Raw genomic sequence first — 15,580 nt, forward strand, 5'->3', positions numbered from 1 at the left:
ATTTTTACATAATAATCTATATTCATCCCGCATTAACGGGCAGTAAGATTCCCACCTCAAAAATCGGCTGGAACAAAGAAGTTAGGTGGGAGATCAACTGCCCGTAAAAGCCCGATTGGTTCAACTAATAATCAGTGGGGATGCCCCCCACTGATTATTAGTTGAACTTTATATATGTCACACTTCACGGACATCCATCTCTCCTATTTCAGGAGTCTTTCTTCATTATAACATATTTCATAAAGATTCATGTTCATTCAGCACCACTTATGTAAAGTAAAAAGCTAGGAAGAACTTCTCCCTAGCTTTCTATTACTCTTCTTCTGCGTCAACGATAAAGTTCGGATCTAATTCTTCAAACTCATCATCATCGACTTGGAAATCCTCATCTGATTCTACACAACCTTCAGGATTTACACTTACACAAATTTTTGTTTCCCCAACTACTTCTGTTACAAATTCACGTTCTACAGTTACAACAATTTTATTCCCATTTGGCGATACAAGAGCTTCTAAACAATTTGGCGGTTGAATGACACGAGCAATAATTTCTAAATCGTCACCAGAGAAGTTCTTATCACGATAACCAATGCTTACTTCGTCAGTGTAGTTCACACGTTCTGTTACAACTTCAGTCTTTGTATTGCCATCAAACGAATACCAAGTGTTCACATCATAGAAACCTTCAATTTCTACATGTTTTCCATTCTTTCTCGCTTCGTACGAGTGGTTAATTACCCAGCACCCTAAAATACTTGTTGGCTCATTATTCGATTCACATGTATGCGTTGACTTTGTATACTTACGTCCTTTTCCAACCACTGCTTTTGTAATAATCTCTCTAAATTCGGACATTCGTAACCCTCCTCAATCACTATTCACTTAATCATATGCGTGACAATAGCGGAATGTGTCATTCTTTTTTTGAGAAGAACTTACGTTTAATCCACTAAAAAAAAGAGATGTCAATATGACATCTCTTTAACAACCACAATTTCCTTTTTTACTTTCTACCGCCGCACCAGTTTCACCCTTAAGTACATCGCCGCCAGTTGAAACTAATATTTCATCTGTAACATTATTAGAAATGGTACTCGCAACTAACTGTAGTAAGTCATTTACATATGTTTGTGAAGATTTAAACTCCTGCACAACTGGAATATTGTCTAACTTATCTTGAAGTGCGTCAATTTCAGCTTCTACTTTTTTCAAAGCTTCCCACTTCCCGTAATGTTGCAAGTTAACTGCTTGTTTTTGCAATGCTTTAATTTCATCAATTGCGTGCTTTACATTTTCATTTTTATGAATTTGCGCCTCTGCTTTCTTAAAAAAATCAACTTCTTCTGTTTCAGAAATCATTTTCGCTAATTCTTTCGCTTGCTCTACAATTTCGTCTTTCGTATATACTTTCATCTATTATTTCACCTCAATCGGTTCCTCAACTAATTCCCCGTTAAGAGACCAAGTTTTTGCTTCCGTTATTTTTACTTTCACAAGCTGACCAATTAAAGATTTTGAAGCGACGAAGTTTACAAGTTTATTCGTACGAGTATAACCTGCAAGTACTTCCGGATTATTTTTACTTTCCCCATCAACTAACACTTCTACAACTTGACCTTTATAACGATTATTCTTTTCAACTGCCAACCCATTTACGAGTGTGTTTAATCGTTGTAATCGTTCTTTCTTTACTTCCATAGGCACATTATCTTTCATTTTTGCAGCTGGTGTACCTTCTCGCGGGGAATAAATAAATGTAAATGCAGTATCAAATCCTACTTCACGATATAACGACATCGTTTCTTCAAATTGCTCATCTGTTTCATTTGGGAAACCGACGATAATATCAGTTGTTAATACTGCGCTTGGAATTGTTTCTTTAATTTTTCTTACAAGTTCTAAATAATGTTCACGTGAATATTTACGTGCCATAATTTTCAACATATCTGTGCTTCCAGATTGAACTGGTAAGTGAATATGTTCCACTAGATTTCCACCTTTTCCAAGCACTTCAATTAAGTGGTCATCGAAATCACGTGGATGACTCGTTGTAAAACGAATACGGGCAATATCAACTTTACGAAGTTCGTCCATTAAATCGCCAAGACCGTATTCTAAATCTTCAAAGTCTTTACCATATGCATTTACGTTCTGTCCAAGTAGCGTAATTTCTTTATAACCATTCGCAGCTAAATGACGAATCTCTTGAATAATATCTTCTGGACGCCTGCTTCGCTCTTTTCCGCGTGTATACGGTACAATACAATATGTACAGAATTTATCACAGCCATACATAATATTTACCCAAGCTTTAATATCGCCACGACGTACTTTCGGAAGGTTTTCAATTACGTCTCCTTCTTTTGACCAAACTTCAACTACCGTCTCCTTCGAGAACATTGCATCTTTTAGAATGTACGGTAATCTATGAATATTATGCGTGCCAAATACCATATCTACATGCTGATTTTTTTGCATGATTTTATTTACAACAGATTCCTCTTGAGACATACAACCACATACACCAATTAAAAGGTCCGGATTTCTACGTTTTAATGATTTTAAATGACCAAGTTCACCAAACACTTTATTTTCAGCGTTTTCACGAATTGCACAAGTGTTTAATAAAACTACATCTGCATCTTCAGTTGAAAATGTCGGTTCATATCCAAGTGTTGTGAAAATACCTGCCATTACTTCCGTATCATGCTCATTCATTTGACACCCATATGTACGAATATAAAACTTTCTTCCTGCACCAAAATTACGAAACTCTTCAGGTAAGCCAAAATCCCGTTCAATTTTAACTTCTTCTTTTCCACGCTTTTTGGCATCTTTTAAGGAAGGTGGTTGATATACGCTTTCAAAGTATTTGCTATAATCTTTCTCTTCTTTTTTCGTAGAGGAATTTGCTTGTTGACTTGCTAATCGTTGTTGCTCGTTCATCGGTAATCTCCTTTCACCCTTAACTATACACACTCTGTAGTCTATTTTAATGCGCTTAGACCCACCTTAAAAATGGTTAGATAGCTTGATTGAGAGATAACTTGTCCTTTGAAACTTGAGTAATCGATCTAATCATCCGTAAGAATGAAGTCTTCCCCACACAAATAGACATTCCCTTTTTATTATTTCATCTTGTACTACCCAAAAGCATATTGCTTTATCCCTATACACATTACCATAGTATGAAGCGTTTAGCCAATTTTGACAAGGAATAGGACCTGCCTTATCTTACATTTCATAAGCAATGAACTTGCCATTTCCATACAACGATCCTTATATTATTTTACCATTCTGAATTTTCTAAGTAAACAAAGCTATCCTATATTTTTTATTCAGTAAAAAAAGGTTGCCAAATGGCAACCTTTTAATCGTTACATAAATTCAGCAACAAGCTCATCAAACATTTTCTGATCCATATTTAAATCAGCTTGTACTAATGGCTTTTCACTATAGCCTTTTACAAGTTCTTGATATGATGGTTGCGCAGTATTTTGATAAATTAAACCTGTTACTAATCCGTTATTTTCCATTAATGTTTGCATAGCCATCATGCGATTAGATGGATCATATCCCTCTACTGTACTTAGTTTCGTTAAGTTCTCTTTGAACCAATCGTACGTATTTACTTTATTATAAGTAACACATGGACTAAATACATTAATTAATGAGAACCCTTTATGGTTAATACCAGCTTCAATAATTTGCGTTAATTCTTTTAAATCACTTGAAAAGCTTTGCGCCACAAATGTTGCACCAGCTGTTAATGCCATTTCCATAACATTTAATGATGGTTCAATCGAACCTTGTGGTGTACTTTTCGTTTTAAATCCAGCTTCACTACGTGGTGAAGTTTGGCCTTTTGTTAATCCGTAAATTTGGTTATCCATTACTATATACGTAATGTCAATGTTTCTACGAATAGAATGGATTGTATGTCCCATACCAATCGCAAATCCATCACCGTCACCACCTGATGCGATAACTGTTAAATCACGATTTGCCATTTTCACACCTTGTGCAATCGGAAGGGCACGTCCATGAATACTATGCACACCATATGAATTAATATAACCTGATATACGACCTGAACAACCAATACCAGAAACAACAGCAAGTTCATCTGGATTTAAGCCAACGTTAGCTGCCGCACGCTGAATTGCAGCTTGCACCGAAAAGTCTCCGCAACCTGGGCACCAGTTTGGTTTTACACTGTTACGAAAGTCCTTAAATGTTGCCATTTAATACAACCCCTTTTTTGCATTCGTTGTAAATCTCTTTTGGCAAGAATGGGTTTCCATCATATTTTAAAAGACTAGAAATTTTCTCACCACTACCAAGATTCATTTTCATAATGTTAGCAAGCTGACCAGTCGCGTTGTTTTCTACAACTACAACACGTTTTGCATTTTTCACAAGTGGATCGATTTCAGCTTTCGGGAACGGGTGAATTAAACGGATTTGAGCATGGTTTACTTTCATACCCTCTTGTTCTAAACGCTCCATTGCCTCTTCGATCGCACCACGAGTTGAGTTAAATCCAACAAGCAATACATCTGCTTCCTCATGCTTAACATTTTTATAAACAGGGGTATTAAACTTCAAGTTCTCCATTTTACGGAAACGTTTGTCCATTTGATCTTTACGGTTTATTGCCGATTCAGATGGTTTACCAGTTTCATCATGTTCTACACCTGTAACATGGTGAATACCATTTTTCATACCAGGTAAAACACGTGGTGAAACGCCATCTTCTGTTACTTCATAACGCTTGAAGTATGCTTTATTTTCACGTTCTGGTAATTCTGCTTCTAAATCCAGCTTACCGCGACGAATTTCCACTTTATCTAACGTAAGCGGTTCTACAGTTTGTTTACCTAAAGAAAGCTGTAAATCCGTTAAGAAAATAACAGGCACTTGATATTCTTCAGCTAAGTTAAACGCTTCTACAATATCATAGAAAGCTTCTTCCGCTGTACTTGGCGCCATTACGATTTTTGGAATTTCACCATGCGTACCGTAAATCATCGCCATTAAATCAGACTGCTCTTGTTTCGTTGGTAACCCCGTACTTGGACCACCACGTTGCGTATCAACAATTACTAGCGGTGTTTCTGTAATACCTGCTAACCCAATCGCTTCCATCATTAAAGAAAGACCAGGCCCTGCAGATGCTGTTAATGTACGAACACCAGCATAGTTTGCGCCAATTGCCATTGTACAAGCTGCGATTTCATCCTCAGTTTGGATTACTGTTCCGCCGACTTTAGGCAATTTTTTAATTAAGTATTCCATAATTTCAGATGCAGGTGTGATTGGATATGCTGACATAAAACGAGCGCCACCAGCTACCGCACCAAATGCGATTGCATCGTTTCCAATCATAAACATGCGTTTCTTACCATCAGCTTTTTCAAGCTGCATCATGTTAACTTTCTCACCTAGCAATTCTTTCATATATTGAGAGCCGCGTTTAATTGCGTCCATATTCTTTTGAACGACTTGCTCTCCTTTACGACCAAAGATTTCTTCAACAACATCCAAATAAGCTGTTTCGTCTAAACCTAATACCGCACTTGATGCTCCAACAGCAACCATGTTTTTCATTAATGATGTGCCTAATTCTGAAGCAATATCTGTAAACGGTATCACATATAAATTTACATCTGTATTGTCAGGTATTGTTGGATTAAATTTCGCATCCGCAACGACAATTCCGCCTGGACGTAGTTCGTGGAAGTTAAAATCAATTGTTTCTTGATCAAAAGCAATTAAAATATCTAAGTCATCTGAGATCGCACGTACTTCTGTTGTACTTACGCGAATTTTATTATTTGTATGGCCGCCTTTTATACGTGATGAGAAGTGGCGGTAACCGTATAGGTAATATCCTAATCGGTTTAATGCTATACAGAAGATTTCCCCTGTACTTTCAATTCCTTCACCTTGTTGGCCTCCAACTTTCCATGAAAGTTGACTAATCATCTCCTACACCCCTTTTGGCTGCATTCATTGTAGTGTATTTTTTTACAGTATTAGTTTAGCATTTTTTATGCAAATAAACTACAACGGACGCAAATTATGCCTCTTCTGATTTCCCTGAATCTTAAGTATAAAGCTATTTCGTTTTTCATTCTAGTATTAGGTCCTAAAAAAAGCAATAATATCAATTGAATTTATTTTAATTTTTCTGAATTTTTAAAACAAAACACTTAAAAACTTATATGTTCAACAAAGTTATCATACAAAAATCGTTCTACAGTTGATGCAGCATAGTGTTTATATAGTTCATTAATTACATTTTCATAATCTTCATACACCGATACATTTGCAACTGTTTCTAAAATCCCATCAAAATCTGAACCAAACCCTATGTTGTTTTCTCCACCTAGCGAACAAATATAATCGATATGTTTTATTATATCTGTAATATTCGCTTGTTTTTCATTTGTAAGAAACTGAGGTACAAAAGTGACACCAATCATGCCATTTCGCTTTATAAGGAATTGAATTTGTTCCTCATTTAAATTACGTGGATGGTCACACAGTTTATAGCAATTTGAGTGAGATGCAATAGGATTATTTGCAATTTCTACCACATCCCAAAAACTTCTCTCATTTAAATGGGACAGATCGGTCCATAAATGCAACGTATTAAGTTCTTGTACAACTTGTCTACCGAAAGTAGTTAAGCCTGCTCCACGTGTCTCTAGCGCCCCATCAGCTAACAAATTCGCATAGTTCCATGTTAATCCAAAGGAACGTAAACCTAATTGATAAAACAAACGTAATTTCATCGCTTCTTTTCCAATTGCTTCGCATCCTTCTAATGTTAAAAGAGCTCCAATCTCGTCCTGTTTTAACATACTTATATCAGCTTTCGTTCGGATCAACTTCACACCTGGTAGCGATAAAATTTCATTATAAAAAATATCTATCATTTGTAATGCCGCTTCAAAACGTTTTTCATATGCTACTGTTTCTGGCACATATATAGCAAAACATTGTATACTTCCTTTTCTTTTCTTTAATTGTTCAAATGTAATATGTAATTGTGAATCATTTTTAAAATTCTTTTTCCCCTTTGCAATCCATAACTGTAAGAGTACATCACAATGAGCATCAAAAATTTTCATTTTCATTCCTCCACTATAAAAATAACCTGTTTGCATACTGCAAACAGGTTGTTTAAACTTAACGAGGTTCTACAATTAATTTTATTGCTGTACGCTCTTCCCCATCAATCATAATATCTGTAAACGCTGGGATACAAATCAGGTCCAAACCACTAGGCGCTACAAACCCTCTTGCAATTGCTACTGCCTTTACCGCTTGGTTCAATGCACCTGCACCAATAGCTTGAATTTCTGCTGTTCCGCGTTCGCGAATAACACCTGCAAGTGCACCAGCTACAGAATTAGGGACCGACGTTGCTTTAACTTTTAATATTTCCATTCCGCGTTTCCTCCTCGTTTCTTTAAAAAGTATTAGCAATTATATCACTTTAACTTATATTCACGAGGAATGGCGCGTATTCCTGCTAAATTTTCGTAATTTTTCTAAAAAATTAAAATATAATAACTTATCTAAATCTTTACGGAGATTTACTCAAAAAATGGTTGATCGTCATTAATTAAAATGCGCTCAATTTTCTTTGCTTTTCCTGTATTCGGATCCACATCAATTAGCACTGCACTTAATTGTGTTCTACCATTCGTCACTTCAAATCTTACCGGTAAGTTTGTTAAAAACTTCTTCAAGACCGCTTCTCTATCCATACCTAAAATTCCGTCATACGGGCCTGTCATACCAACATCTGTAATGTATGCTGTTCCGCTTGGTAAAATACGATTATCTGCTGTAGGAACATGAGTATGTGTACCTACTACCGCTGTAGCACGACCATCTACATACCAACCTAGCGCTTGTTTTTCACTTGTAGTTTCCGCATGAAAATCAACAAAGATAATATTCGTACGTTTTTTCGCAATGTTAATTAATTCATCCACTTTTCGAAATGGACAATCAATCGGAGGAAGGAACGTACGCCCTTGTAAGTTAATAACTGCAACTTCTGTTCCATTACAATTCACAAATATAAGACCTTTTCCCGGTGTTCCTTCTGGGAAGTTAGCTGGTCTTGCAAGATATTTTGCATCATCAATAAATTCAAATACCTCACGATTATCCCAAGCATGGTTTCCAAGTGTAACCGCTTGTGCGCCGCACTCTAAAAAGTTTCGATAAATTTTTTCTGTAATACCACGCCCACCTGCTGCGTTTTCTCCATTAATGATTGTTACTGTAGGTGTATATTTTTTCTTTAACGCCGGTACGTATTGTTGAATCATACTTCTACCAGGAGATCCTACTACATCCCCAACAAATAATATTCTCATATGTCTTACCCTTTCTATGTACTACATTTTTTATTACTATAACTTCAAGCAATTTCCTTACAACAAATTTATTATAAGTTTGTTTCACTTGATTTTCTTTATTTTATCCAATTCCAACACAAAAAAATAAAGTGGTGTTTCACCACTTTATTTTGCGTATTCCACTGCACGTGTTTCACGAATAACAGTTACTTTAATATGTCCTGGGTAATCCAGTTCATTTTCAATACGTTTTCGAATATCACGAGCTAAACGATGAGCTTCTAAGTCATCGATTGTATCTGGTTTTACCAGAATACGAACTTCACGTCCTGCTTGAATTGCGAATGATTTTTCAACGCCTTCATAAGACTCTGAAATCTCTTCTAACTTTTCAAGACGACGAATGTAGTTTTCAAGCGTTTCACTACGAGCTCCCGGTCTTGCAGCTGATAATGCATCTGCTGCTGCAACTAAAACTGCAATGATAGAAGTTGGTTCTGTGTCACCATGGTGAGATGCAATACTGTTTATAACTACAGGATGCTCTTTATATTTCGTCGCGAGTTCAACACCAATTTCAACGTGACTACCTTCTACTTCATGATCAATAGCTTTCCCGATATCATGTAATAGACCTGCACGTCTTGCTAGTTTTTCATCCTCACCAAGCTCTGCTGCCATAAGTCCAGTTAAATATGCAACTTCCATAGAGTGTTTTAAGACGTTTTGTCCGTAACTTGTACGGTATTTCAAACGACCTAAAATCTTAATTAAATCTGGATGTAATCCGTGAACACCCACTTCAAACGTTGTTTGCTCTCCGACTTCGCGAATATACTCGTCCACTTCACGTCTTGATTTTTCGACCATCTCTTCAATACGCGCTGGGTGAATACGTCCGTCCTGTACTAGTTTATCAAGAGCGATACGAGCTGTTTCACGACGAATTGGGTCGAATCCAGAAAGGATTACCGCCTCTGGTGTATCATCGATAATTAAGTCAATACCCGTTAACGTTTCTAACGTACGAATATTACGACCTTCACGCCCGATAATACGTCCCTTCATTTCGTCATTTGGAAGATTTACAACCGAAACGGTTGTTTCAGCAACATGATCAGCTGCACATCTTTGCATTGCAAGAGATAAAATCTCTTTTGCTTTCTTATCCGCTTCTTCTTTCGCGCGAATTTCACTTTCTTTTACCATAACGGCAATTTCATGAGAAACTTCACTTTCCACTTTACCAAGAATAATTGCTTTCGCTTGTTCGCGTGTCAGATTGGAAATGCGCTCTAATTCTGTTTGTTGCTTTTGAACTAACTCTCCCACTTTGCTTTCCAACTCTTCAATCTGTTGTTGTTTCGCTACAAGAGAATCCTCTTTCTTCTCTAACTGTTGCTCGCGCTTATCGAGCGTTTCGTCTTTACGATCAAGGTTCTCTTCTTTTTGCATTAAACGATTTTCTTGTTTTTGTAATTCGCTTCTACGGTCACGAATTTCTAATTCAGCTTCTGTACGAAGTGTATGAATTTCATCCTTTGCTTCTAAAAGCGCTTCTTTCTTAAGTGCTTCTGCATCACGATTCGCTTCGTCTAAAATACGTCTCGCTTCATTAGCTGCACCATTAATCTTCGCTTCAGCAATAGACTTTCGAACAAAAAAGCCAACAACTGCACCGACTGCTGTTGCAAGCAAAATGGAGATGAGTATCCAAAATGTACTCGTCATGATTTCACCTCCCCTTGCTATGAATGAAAAAAGACTGTCGGCATGTACATTGAATTACAACATACAGCAAAGACCGTCGTCCCGCTTTTTTAAGGGACTTTCTTCATTTCACAATTAAAATGTCATATTATTATTTCGGCAAGATTTAAACCTTACTCCGAATATTACTTCTCTTCTTGAGAAGAGTATATCGTATATAAGAAAAAATATACATTCTCATTGTATCTATCGGAATTTTCATTGTCAAGCGTTGTCTACTTTTACTTTCTTTACCTTCAGTCCTGAATGTTATCTGAACTTGAAAAATTGATAGCATATTATCCTGGAAAACCTTAGTAAATACCATTTTATTCCCTTAAAACATATGAATATCCCTCTTTACACATCCCGTTTGAGTCAAAAAAAATTTTTTTAACTACTGCGATATACACGATTTTAATAGAAGGTAAAAAATAAAAGACACGGGACCGTGTCTTTTATTTTTTAATCTTGAAGAGTTGAATCTTCCGTGTCTTCCACACCTGAGTCTTCACCAATTCCGTGATGATCACGAACAAAGAAGGCAATTTCCTCTCTTAAATCCGTATTCTCTTTTAAGAATTGTTTTGAATTTTCACGACCTTGTCCTAAACGTTCTTCATTATACGAGTACCAAGCACCACTCTTTTGAACGATATCAAGTTCAGAAGCCATATCTAAGATTTCACCTTCTCTTGAAATACCTTCTCCGTACATAATATCAACTTCAGCAACACGGAATGGTGGTGCTACTTTATTTTTCACTACTTTTACTTTCGTTTTATTACCAACGATGTCGTTACCTTGTTTTAATTGCTCAGCACGACGTACTTCAAGACGAACTGTTGAATAGAATTTCAACGCACGACCACCTGGAGTTGTTTCTGGCACTATCTATAGATTTTCCATCTCTATAGTCCGGACTATCTCTTCATCTCTTTACAGAGAGCCTTGCACTTCCAGCAGTAGCCTATCATCTGCCGTACCCTACTCAGTTAACTAAAAGTCCTTTTCGGTAGTCTCTACACCTTCCCCATATCACTATGGAGCTTGGCACGGTATTACCCTAAATAATGGTGGGCTTCACCGTTAGCAACTATATGGATAGTTACACCCTTAGGCAATAAGGTTCACAAGGTTTTTTTACATGCTATCACTAGCAAGGGAAACCCATGGTAAACTCCTTAATCTTTTGCAAGACTTTTTCTTTATTTGCTAACTCTTCTTCATGTATAACAAGATATTTATAGCAGCCCTCTTCCATAAATAAAAGTTTTCTTTTATCTCGTTCTTTTATCTTTTTGAGTGAGTGTGCCCATTTCCCATGGACATCTAAACAATATTTTCTACCTAAGTAGAAATCAATAGACCACTTATCGATTCTTTTTTGCTTAATGAACGCCAGATCTAAACTTAACAACATCTGTTCAACCTGTTGTTCCAGTAAAGTATCATAATTTTTCTTTCTGACCTTTACATTAAGCTCTTTTCTCCTTTTAGCAACACATGTATCGGATACGCCATACTTAATAGCAATTTCAACATGTGATAAATATGGATTTTTCAATTCTTGTTCAACTTCTGCGGTTTTAGGCAAGTAAATCTTTCTATATCTGGTTCTTTTAATTCCGAGTAACTTTAATATTTCACCTACTCGCCTTTCATCAAGATTAATTTCTTTACCTATATCTTTCAATTTGCTATCCGCATGTGTCACAATAAAATCCACTTGCCATTGTTCTATGTTTCGATAAGTTCTATTTCCAATTGTCACTGCCACTTTAATCTCTCCCTATAAGAAATCCCTTATAAAGACTTAGTCGAAGAAGACAAATAAAGACTCAAGTACATTACTTTGATTAAGCAACTTGTAGTTGATTTCCGAACATAACCCCAACTTTTTCACGAATTTGGTTGATAAAGATTGCGATTGTTTTTGATTTATTGATTGCACCTGAAAGCTTACGAAGTGCTTGTGACATTAAACGTGCTTGTAAACCTACGTGTGAGTCACCCATGTCTCCTTCGATCTCTGCTTTCGGTACAAGAGCTGCTACAGAGTCAATTACGATAATGTCAACCGCGCCACTTCGTACAAGTGCTTCTGCGATTTCTAGTCCTTGTTCCCCTGTATCAGGCTGTGATAATAGTAATTCATCTATGTTAACGCCTAATTTTTGTGCATATACAGGATCCATTGCATGCTCCGCATCAATAAACGCTGCTTGTCCACCTTGACGCTGTACTTCAGCGATTGCATGTAATGAAACTGTTGTTTTACCTGAACTTTCAGGTCCGTAAATTTCAATAATACGGCCACGTGGGTATCCGCCTACCCCTAGTGCCACATCAAGTGCTAAAGAACCACTTGAAATTGTAGAAATTCTACGCTCAGCTTGTTCTCCTAATTTCATAATTGAACCTTTACCGAATTGCTTCTCTATTTGTTTTAACGCCATATCTAATGCCGCTTGACGATCACTCATTCAAAATTCCTCCTTAACTGAATTGCTAATCTTATTATACCTATTTTCAATTCAATTTGCCAACAAAAATCGAACATTTATTCGATTTTTTTATTTTCCATTACATAAAACTGCATTTAACCATTAAAAAAAGCTAAAAGAGACTTATATCTCTTCTAGCTTTTTATACAAATGATAAAACCCATATTTTGCTGAGCGTTCCCTAATTTGTTGACGACTTCCGCTTAAATTTAGAGGAAAGACTACAGTTGGTTCATCTTTAATCGCCAATCCAACAAATACTGTTCCCGGCTCTTTATGTTCTGAAGCATCTGGTCCTGCTACCCCAGTGAAACTAATTCCGATATCCGCTTTTAATAATTCTTTAACATTTTCAGCAAGATAACGAGCACATTCTTTACTAACTGCACCGTCAGTAGACAACACTTCCTCAGGTACATGTAAAACATGTTGCTTCACATCATTATGATAACAAATGACACCGCCTTTAAATACTGAAGACACACCAGCACTTTCTGTTACTTGATTACCGAAGAGACCACCTGATAAACTTTCTGCACACGCTAAAGTTAATCCTTTTTTCTTCAATAACTCTATCACCTTATAGTGCAGAAACTCTTGGTCATACCCGTAGAAAAATTCTCCTACTCTTTCTAAAATCAAATCTTCCATATGCTGAATGAGTTTCTCCGCTTCATGAGCATTTTGATGCTTCGCAGTTAAACGTAATGTCACTTCTCCATCATTCGCAAGCGGGGCGATTGTCGGGTTCGTTTGTCCATCAATTAAATCTTGAACTTTCACCTCTAATTGAGATTCCCCAATTCCGAAGAAGCGAAGCACGCGAGAATAAATGTTTTCTCCTGTTGTAAAGTTACGTAAAAAAGGCTCTACATAACTTACATACATTGGCCTCATTTCTTTCGGTGGTCCTGGTAATAAAATATAAACTTTTCCGTTCTTATTTAAACCCATACCAGGTGCCATACCGTGATCATTTGCAAATACAGTTGCTCCATTCAAAACGAGTGCCTGCTTTTTATTATTTTCAGTGAACTCACGACCTGTACGCTTAAAATAATCGCTTATTAATGCTAATGCATTTTTGTCATATACAAGCTCTTCCCCTAAGCTAGACGCAATTGTTTCCTTCGTCAAATCATCTTTTGTCGGGCCTAATCCACCTGTAAAAATAAGCATGTCCGCACGTTCTTCTGCAACTTCAATCGCCTGCTGTAATCGTTTGTTATTATCTCCAACTACAGTATGGTAGTACACATTAATGCCAATTGAAGCTAACTTTTCAGATAAAAACTGGGCGTTTGTATTTGCAATTTGTCCAAGTAATAATTCCGTTCCAACCGCAATAATTTCAGCATTCATCCCAATTCCCCCATAAACTTCTATTTTGAGTTTACAAAAGCAGCTCTATTTTTCCAGAAATAATCCCATCCTGAAATAACAGTAAAAATTAATGCAATCCATATAAAGATATCAGCAACTGGAATATGGATTAAATTTAACGGTACATCGTGTAATAAATACGCTGCAATCGCAATAATTTGTGTCCATGTTTTAATTTTCCCTAATTGATTCGCTGCAACGACTTCCCCTGTTCCAGCAAGTACAAGTCGTAAACCTGTCACAGCAAACTCACGACTTATAATTACTATAACGATCCAAGCTGGTACAGATCCCATCTCGACTAATGTGATAAGTGCTGCCGAAACAAGTAATTTATCTGCTAACGGGTCAAGGAATTTCCCTAAGTTTGTTACAAGATTATACTTTCTTGCGTAATGTCCATCAATCCAATCTGTAGCTGAGGCAATAATAAAGATAAGCGCCCCTACTAAGTGTTGAATTGGTAGATCTACATCACCAATTGTGTATGAACCCCAATCAAAGGGTGCTAACATAATTACCATAAAAACTGGGATTAAGAAGATTCTAGATATTGTAATTTTATTTGGTAAATTCACAGCTATTCCTCCATCATATCAAAAACATTTGTTCATTGAAAAAAGTCATCGAAGCGATGACTGTTATTGTGCAGGTTGCTCTACCCCTTGGTTTTTTATCACCAATCTTTGGTGAAGTTCTTTTTCTGGATCCAATGGGTAAGCGACCACTTGGCCATTCAGTTTAACTTCAACATTCGTTGCATTTCCAATATTAAGTCGCACTTCTTTTGCTGTTGATAAATCACGTTTTTCTGTTTGACCACTTTGTACTGTAGTGTTTAGAATTTCATTACCCGCATCGTCCTTAACATCTACATAACTTGTACCCTTCGCTGAAATTTCCAGTTCTAATGTTTTATTATTATGAATTTCCAAAGTAGATACCTTACCACTTGTTCCAACTACTTTTACTTCTTGTTGTCCAGTTGGTTCCTCTTTCTTTGGCTCTTCTTTTTTTGGCTCTTCTTTCTTTGGTTCTTCTTTCTTTGGTTCTTCCGCTTTCGCTTCATCTTTCTTCGTATCTAGCGGAGAATTTTCTGCTTTTTTAACTTCAATTTTCTCACTTTGAGTAGCCGGAACTCGTCCGTCATCTTTACCAGTCAGTGCTTGAATAACAAACCAAACTACGACTCCAAATGCGATTACTAACAATGCAATTAAGATTTTCGGCATATGATCTGCCATTGGCAATGATGAAGATTTTTGCATTGTTTCTTGTGTTTTTTGTCCAGTTGATACTTGTGGAACATCACGATTTTCAGATTGTGGTATCGTACTCTGATATTCTACAAGCAGTTCCTCTCCATTTAATCCAGCCGCATCTGCGTATTGTTTAATGAATGCACGTGCATAAAAAGCTCCTGGCAATACGTCATAATTGCCTTCTTCAATCGCTACTAAATGGCGTTTTTGAATTTTTGTAATCTCATGCAGCTGATCAATAGACAAGCCTTTTGCTTCTCTTGCTTCTTTCAGCTTTTGTCCTAATTCTGTCACT

At 36.7% G+C, this 15,580-nt stretch carries 13 protein-coding genes and 2 pseudogenes; all 15 read right to left on the reverse strand.

Annotated features, from left to right (window positions below; translation table 11 throughout):
- Positions 1–312: 312 nt before the first annotated feature.
- Positions 313–855 carry an outer spore coat protein CotE gene (gene cotE / locus BTOYO_RS05030; RefSeq protein ID WP_001288802.1) on the reverse strand — a complete coding sequence of 181 codons (543 nt, stop codon included), beginning with the start codon at positions 853–855 and terminating at the stop codon, positions 313–315.
- 126 nt (positions 856–981) lie between these two features.
- Positions 982–1,413 (reverse strand): YlbF/YmcA family competence regulator, encoded by a 432-nt coding sequence (locus tag BTOYO_RS05035; RefSeq protein ID WP_000870465.1) that lies wholly within the window; start codon positions 1,411–1,413, stop codon positions 982–984.
- 3 nt (positions 1,414–1,416) lie between these two features.
- On the reverse strand, positions 1,417–2,946 hold the full coding sequence (gene miaB / locus BTOYO_RS05040) for a tRNA (N6-isopentenyl adenosine(37)-C2)-methylthiotransferase MiaB (RefSeq protein WP_001005380.1): 1,530 nt from the start codon (positions 2,944–2,946) through the stop codon (positions 1,417–1,419).
- A gap of 431 nt (positions 2,947–3,377) precedes the next feature.
- The gene (locus BTOYO_RS05045; protein ID WP_000190161.1) at positions 3,378–4,244 is read right to left on the reverse strand and encodes a 2-oxoacid:ferredoxin oxidoreductase subunit beta; all 867 of its coding nucleotides are present in this window, start codon (positions 4,242–4,244) and stop codon (positions 3,378–3,380) included.
- On the reverse strand, positions 4,231–5,988 hold the full coding sequence (locus BTOYO_RS05050) for a 2-oxoacid:acceptor oxidoreductase subunit alpha (RefSeq protein ID WP_000625411.1): 1,758 nt from the start codon (positions 5,986–5,988) through the stop codon (positions 4,231–4,233). The genes BTOYO_RS05045 and BTOYO_RS05050 overlap by 14 nt, the downstream gene beginning before the upstream one ends.
- 227 nt (positions 5,989–6,215) lie before the next feature.
- Positions 6,216–7,139 carry a dipeptidase gene (locus tag BTOYO_RS05055; protein WP_000688026.1) on the reverse strand — a complete coding sequence of 308 codons (924 nt, stop codon included), beginning with the start codon at positions 7,137–7,139 and terminating at the stop codon, positions 6,216–6,218.
- 58 nt (positions 7,140–7,197) lie between these two features.
- Complete coding sequence (gene spoVS, locus BTOYO_RS05060) at positions 7,198–7,458, reverse strand: stage V sporulation protein SpoVS (protein WP_000404341.1); 261 nt, start codon at positions 7,456–7,458, stop codon at positions 7,198–7,200.
- A gap of 149 nt (positions 7,459–7,607) precedes the next feature.
- Positions 7,608–8,402, reverse strand: coding sequence for a TIGR00282 family metallophosphoesterase (locus BTOYO_RS05065; RefSeq protein ID WP_001221099.1), 795 nt, complete (start codon positions 8,400–8,402; stop codon positions 7,608–7,610).
- A gap of 147 nt (positions 8,403–8,549) precedes the next feature.
- Positions 8,550–10,115: a ribonuclease Y gene (rny, locus tag BTOYO_RS05070; RefSeq protein ID WP_000204713.1), complete on the reverse strand. Its 1,566-nt coding sequence runs from the start codon at positions 10,113–10,115 to the stop codon at positions 8,550–8,552.
- A gap of 483 nt (positions 10,116–10,598) precedes the next feature.
- Positions 10,599–11,021, reverse strand: a pseudogene (locus tag BTOYO_RS05080) (recombinase RecA family protein); the annotation flags it as partial.
- 268 nt (positions 11,022–11,289) lie between these two features.
- A complete protein-coding gene (locus BTOYO_RS05085; RefSeq protein WP_000301533.1) occupies positions 11,290–11,913 on the reverse strand; it encodes a PDDEXK family nuclease in 624 nt (207 codons plus the stop codon).
- A gap of 97 nt (positions 11,914–12,010) precedes the next feature.
- Positions 12,011–12,619: pseudogene (gene recA / locus BTOYO_RS05090) on the reverse strand (recombinase RecA); the annotation flags it as partial.
- 144 nt (positions 12,620–12,763) lie between these two features.
- Complete coding sequence (cinA, locus tag BTOYO_RS05095) at positions 12,764–14,002, reverse strand: competence/damage-inducible protein CinA (protein WP_000990726.1); 1,239 nt, start codon at positions 14,000–14,002, stop codon at positions 12,764–12,766.
- 20 nt (positions 14,003–14,022) lie between these two features.
- Positions 14,023–14,601, reverse strand: coding sequence for a CDP-diacylglycerol--glycerol-3-phosphate 3-phosphatidyltransferase (pgsA, locus tag BTOYO_RS05100; RefSeq protein ID WP_001052980.1), 579 nt, complete (start codon positions 14,599–14,601; stop codon positions 14,023–14,025).
- Between the two features lie 63 nt (positions 14,602–14,664).
- Positions 14,665–15,579 (reverse strand): helix-turn-helix domain-containing protein, encoded by a 915-nt coding sequence (locus BTOYO_RS05105; RefSeq protein WP_000137455.1) that lies wholly within the window; start codon positions 15,577–15,579, stop codon positions 14,665–14,667.
- Between the last annotated feature and the right edge of the window lies 1 nt (position 15,580).

Origin of the sequence: Bacillus toyonensis BCT-7112, from assembly GCF_000496285.1 — a bacterium.
Lineage (GTDB): Bacteria > Bacillota > Bacilli > Bacillales > Bacillaceae_G > Bacillus_A > Bacillus_A toyonensis.

What these genes read in the sequence shown, in the direction of transcription:
- BTOYO_RS05045 (WP_000190161.1), bottom strand. Translation starts at nt 4,244, where the DNA reads ATGGCAACATTTAAGGACTTTCGTAACAGTGTAAAACCAAACTGGTGC.
- BTOYO_RS05055 (WP_000688026.1), bottom strand. Translation starts at nt 7,139, where the DNA reads ATGAAAATTTTTGATGCTCATTGTGATGTACTCTTACAGTTATGGATT.
- miaB (WP_001005380.1), bottom strand. Translation starts at nt 2,946, where the DNA reads ATGAACGAGCAACAACGATTAGCAAGTCAACAAGCAAATTCCTCTACG.
- spoVS (WP_000404341.1), bottom strand. Translation starts at nt 7,458, where the DNA reads ATGGAAATATTAAAAGTTAAAGCAACGTCGGTCCCTAATTCTGTAGCT.
- BTOYO_RS05065 (WP_001221099.1), bottom strand. Translation starts at nt 8,402, where the DNA reads ATGAGAATATTATTTGTTGGGGATGTAGTAGGATCTCCTGGTAGAAGT.
- cotE (WP_001288802.1), bottom strand. Translation starts at nt 855, where the DNA reads ATGTCCGAATTTAGAGAGATTATTACAAAAGCAGTGGTTGGAAAAGGA.
- rny (WP_000204713.1), bottom strand. Translation starts at nt 10,115, where the DNA reads ATGACGAGTACATTTTGGATACTCATCTCCATTTTGCTTGCAACAGCA.
- cinA (WP_000990726.1), bottom strand. Translation starts at nt 14,002, where the DNA reads ATGAATGCTGAAATTATTGCGGTTGGAACGGAATTATTACTTGGACAA.
- BTOYO_RS05035 (WP_000870465.1), bottom strand. Translation starts at nt 1,413, where the DNA reads ATGAAAGTATATACGAAAGACGAAATTGTAGAGCAAGCGAAAGAATTA.
- BTOYO_RS05050 (WP_000625411.1), bottom strand. Translation starts at nt 5,988, where the DNA reads ATGATTAGTCAACTTTCATGGAAAGTTGGAGGCCAACAAGGTGAAGGA.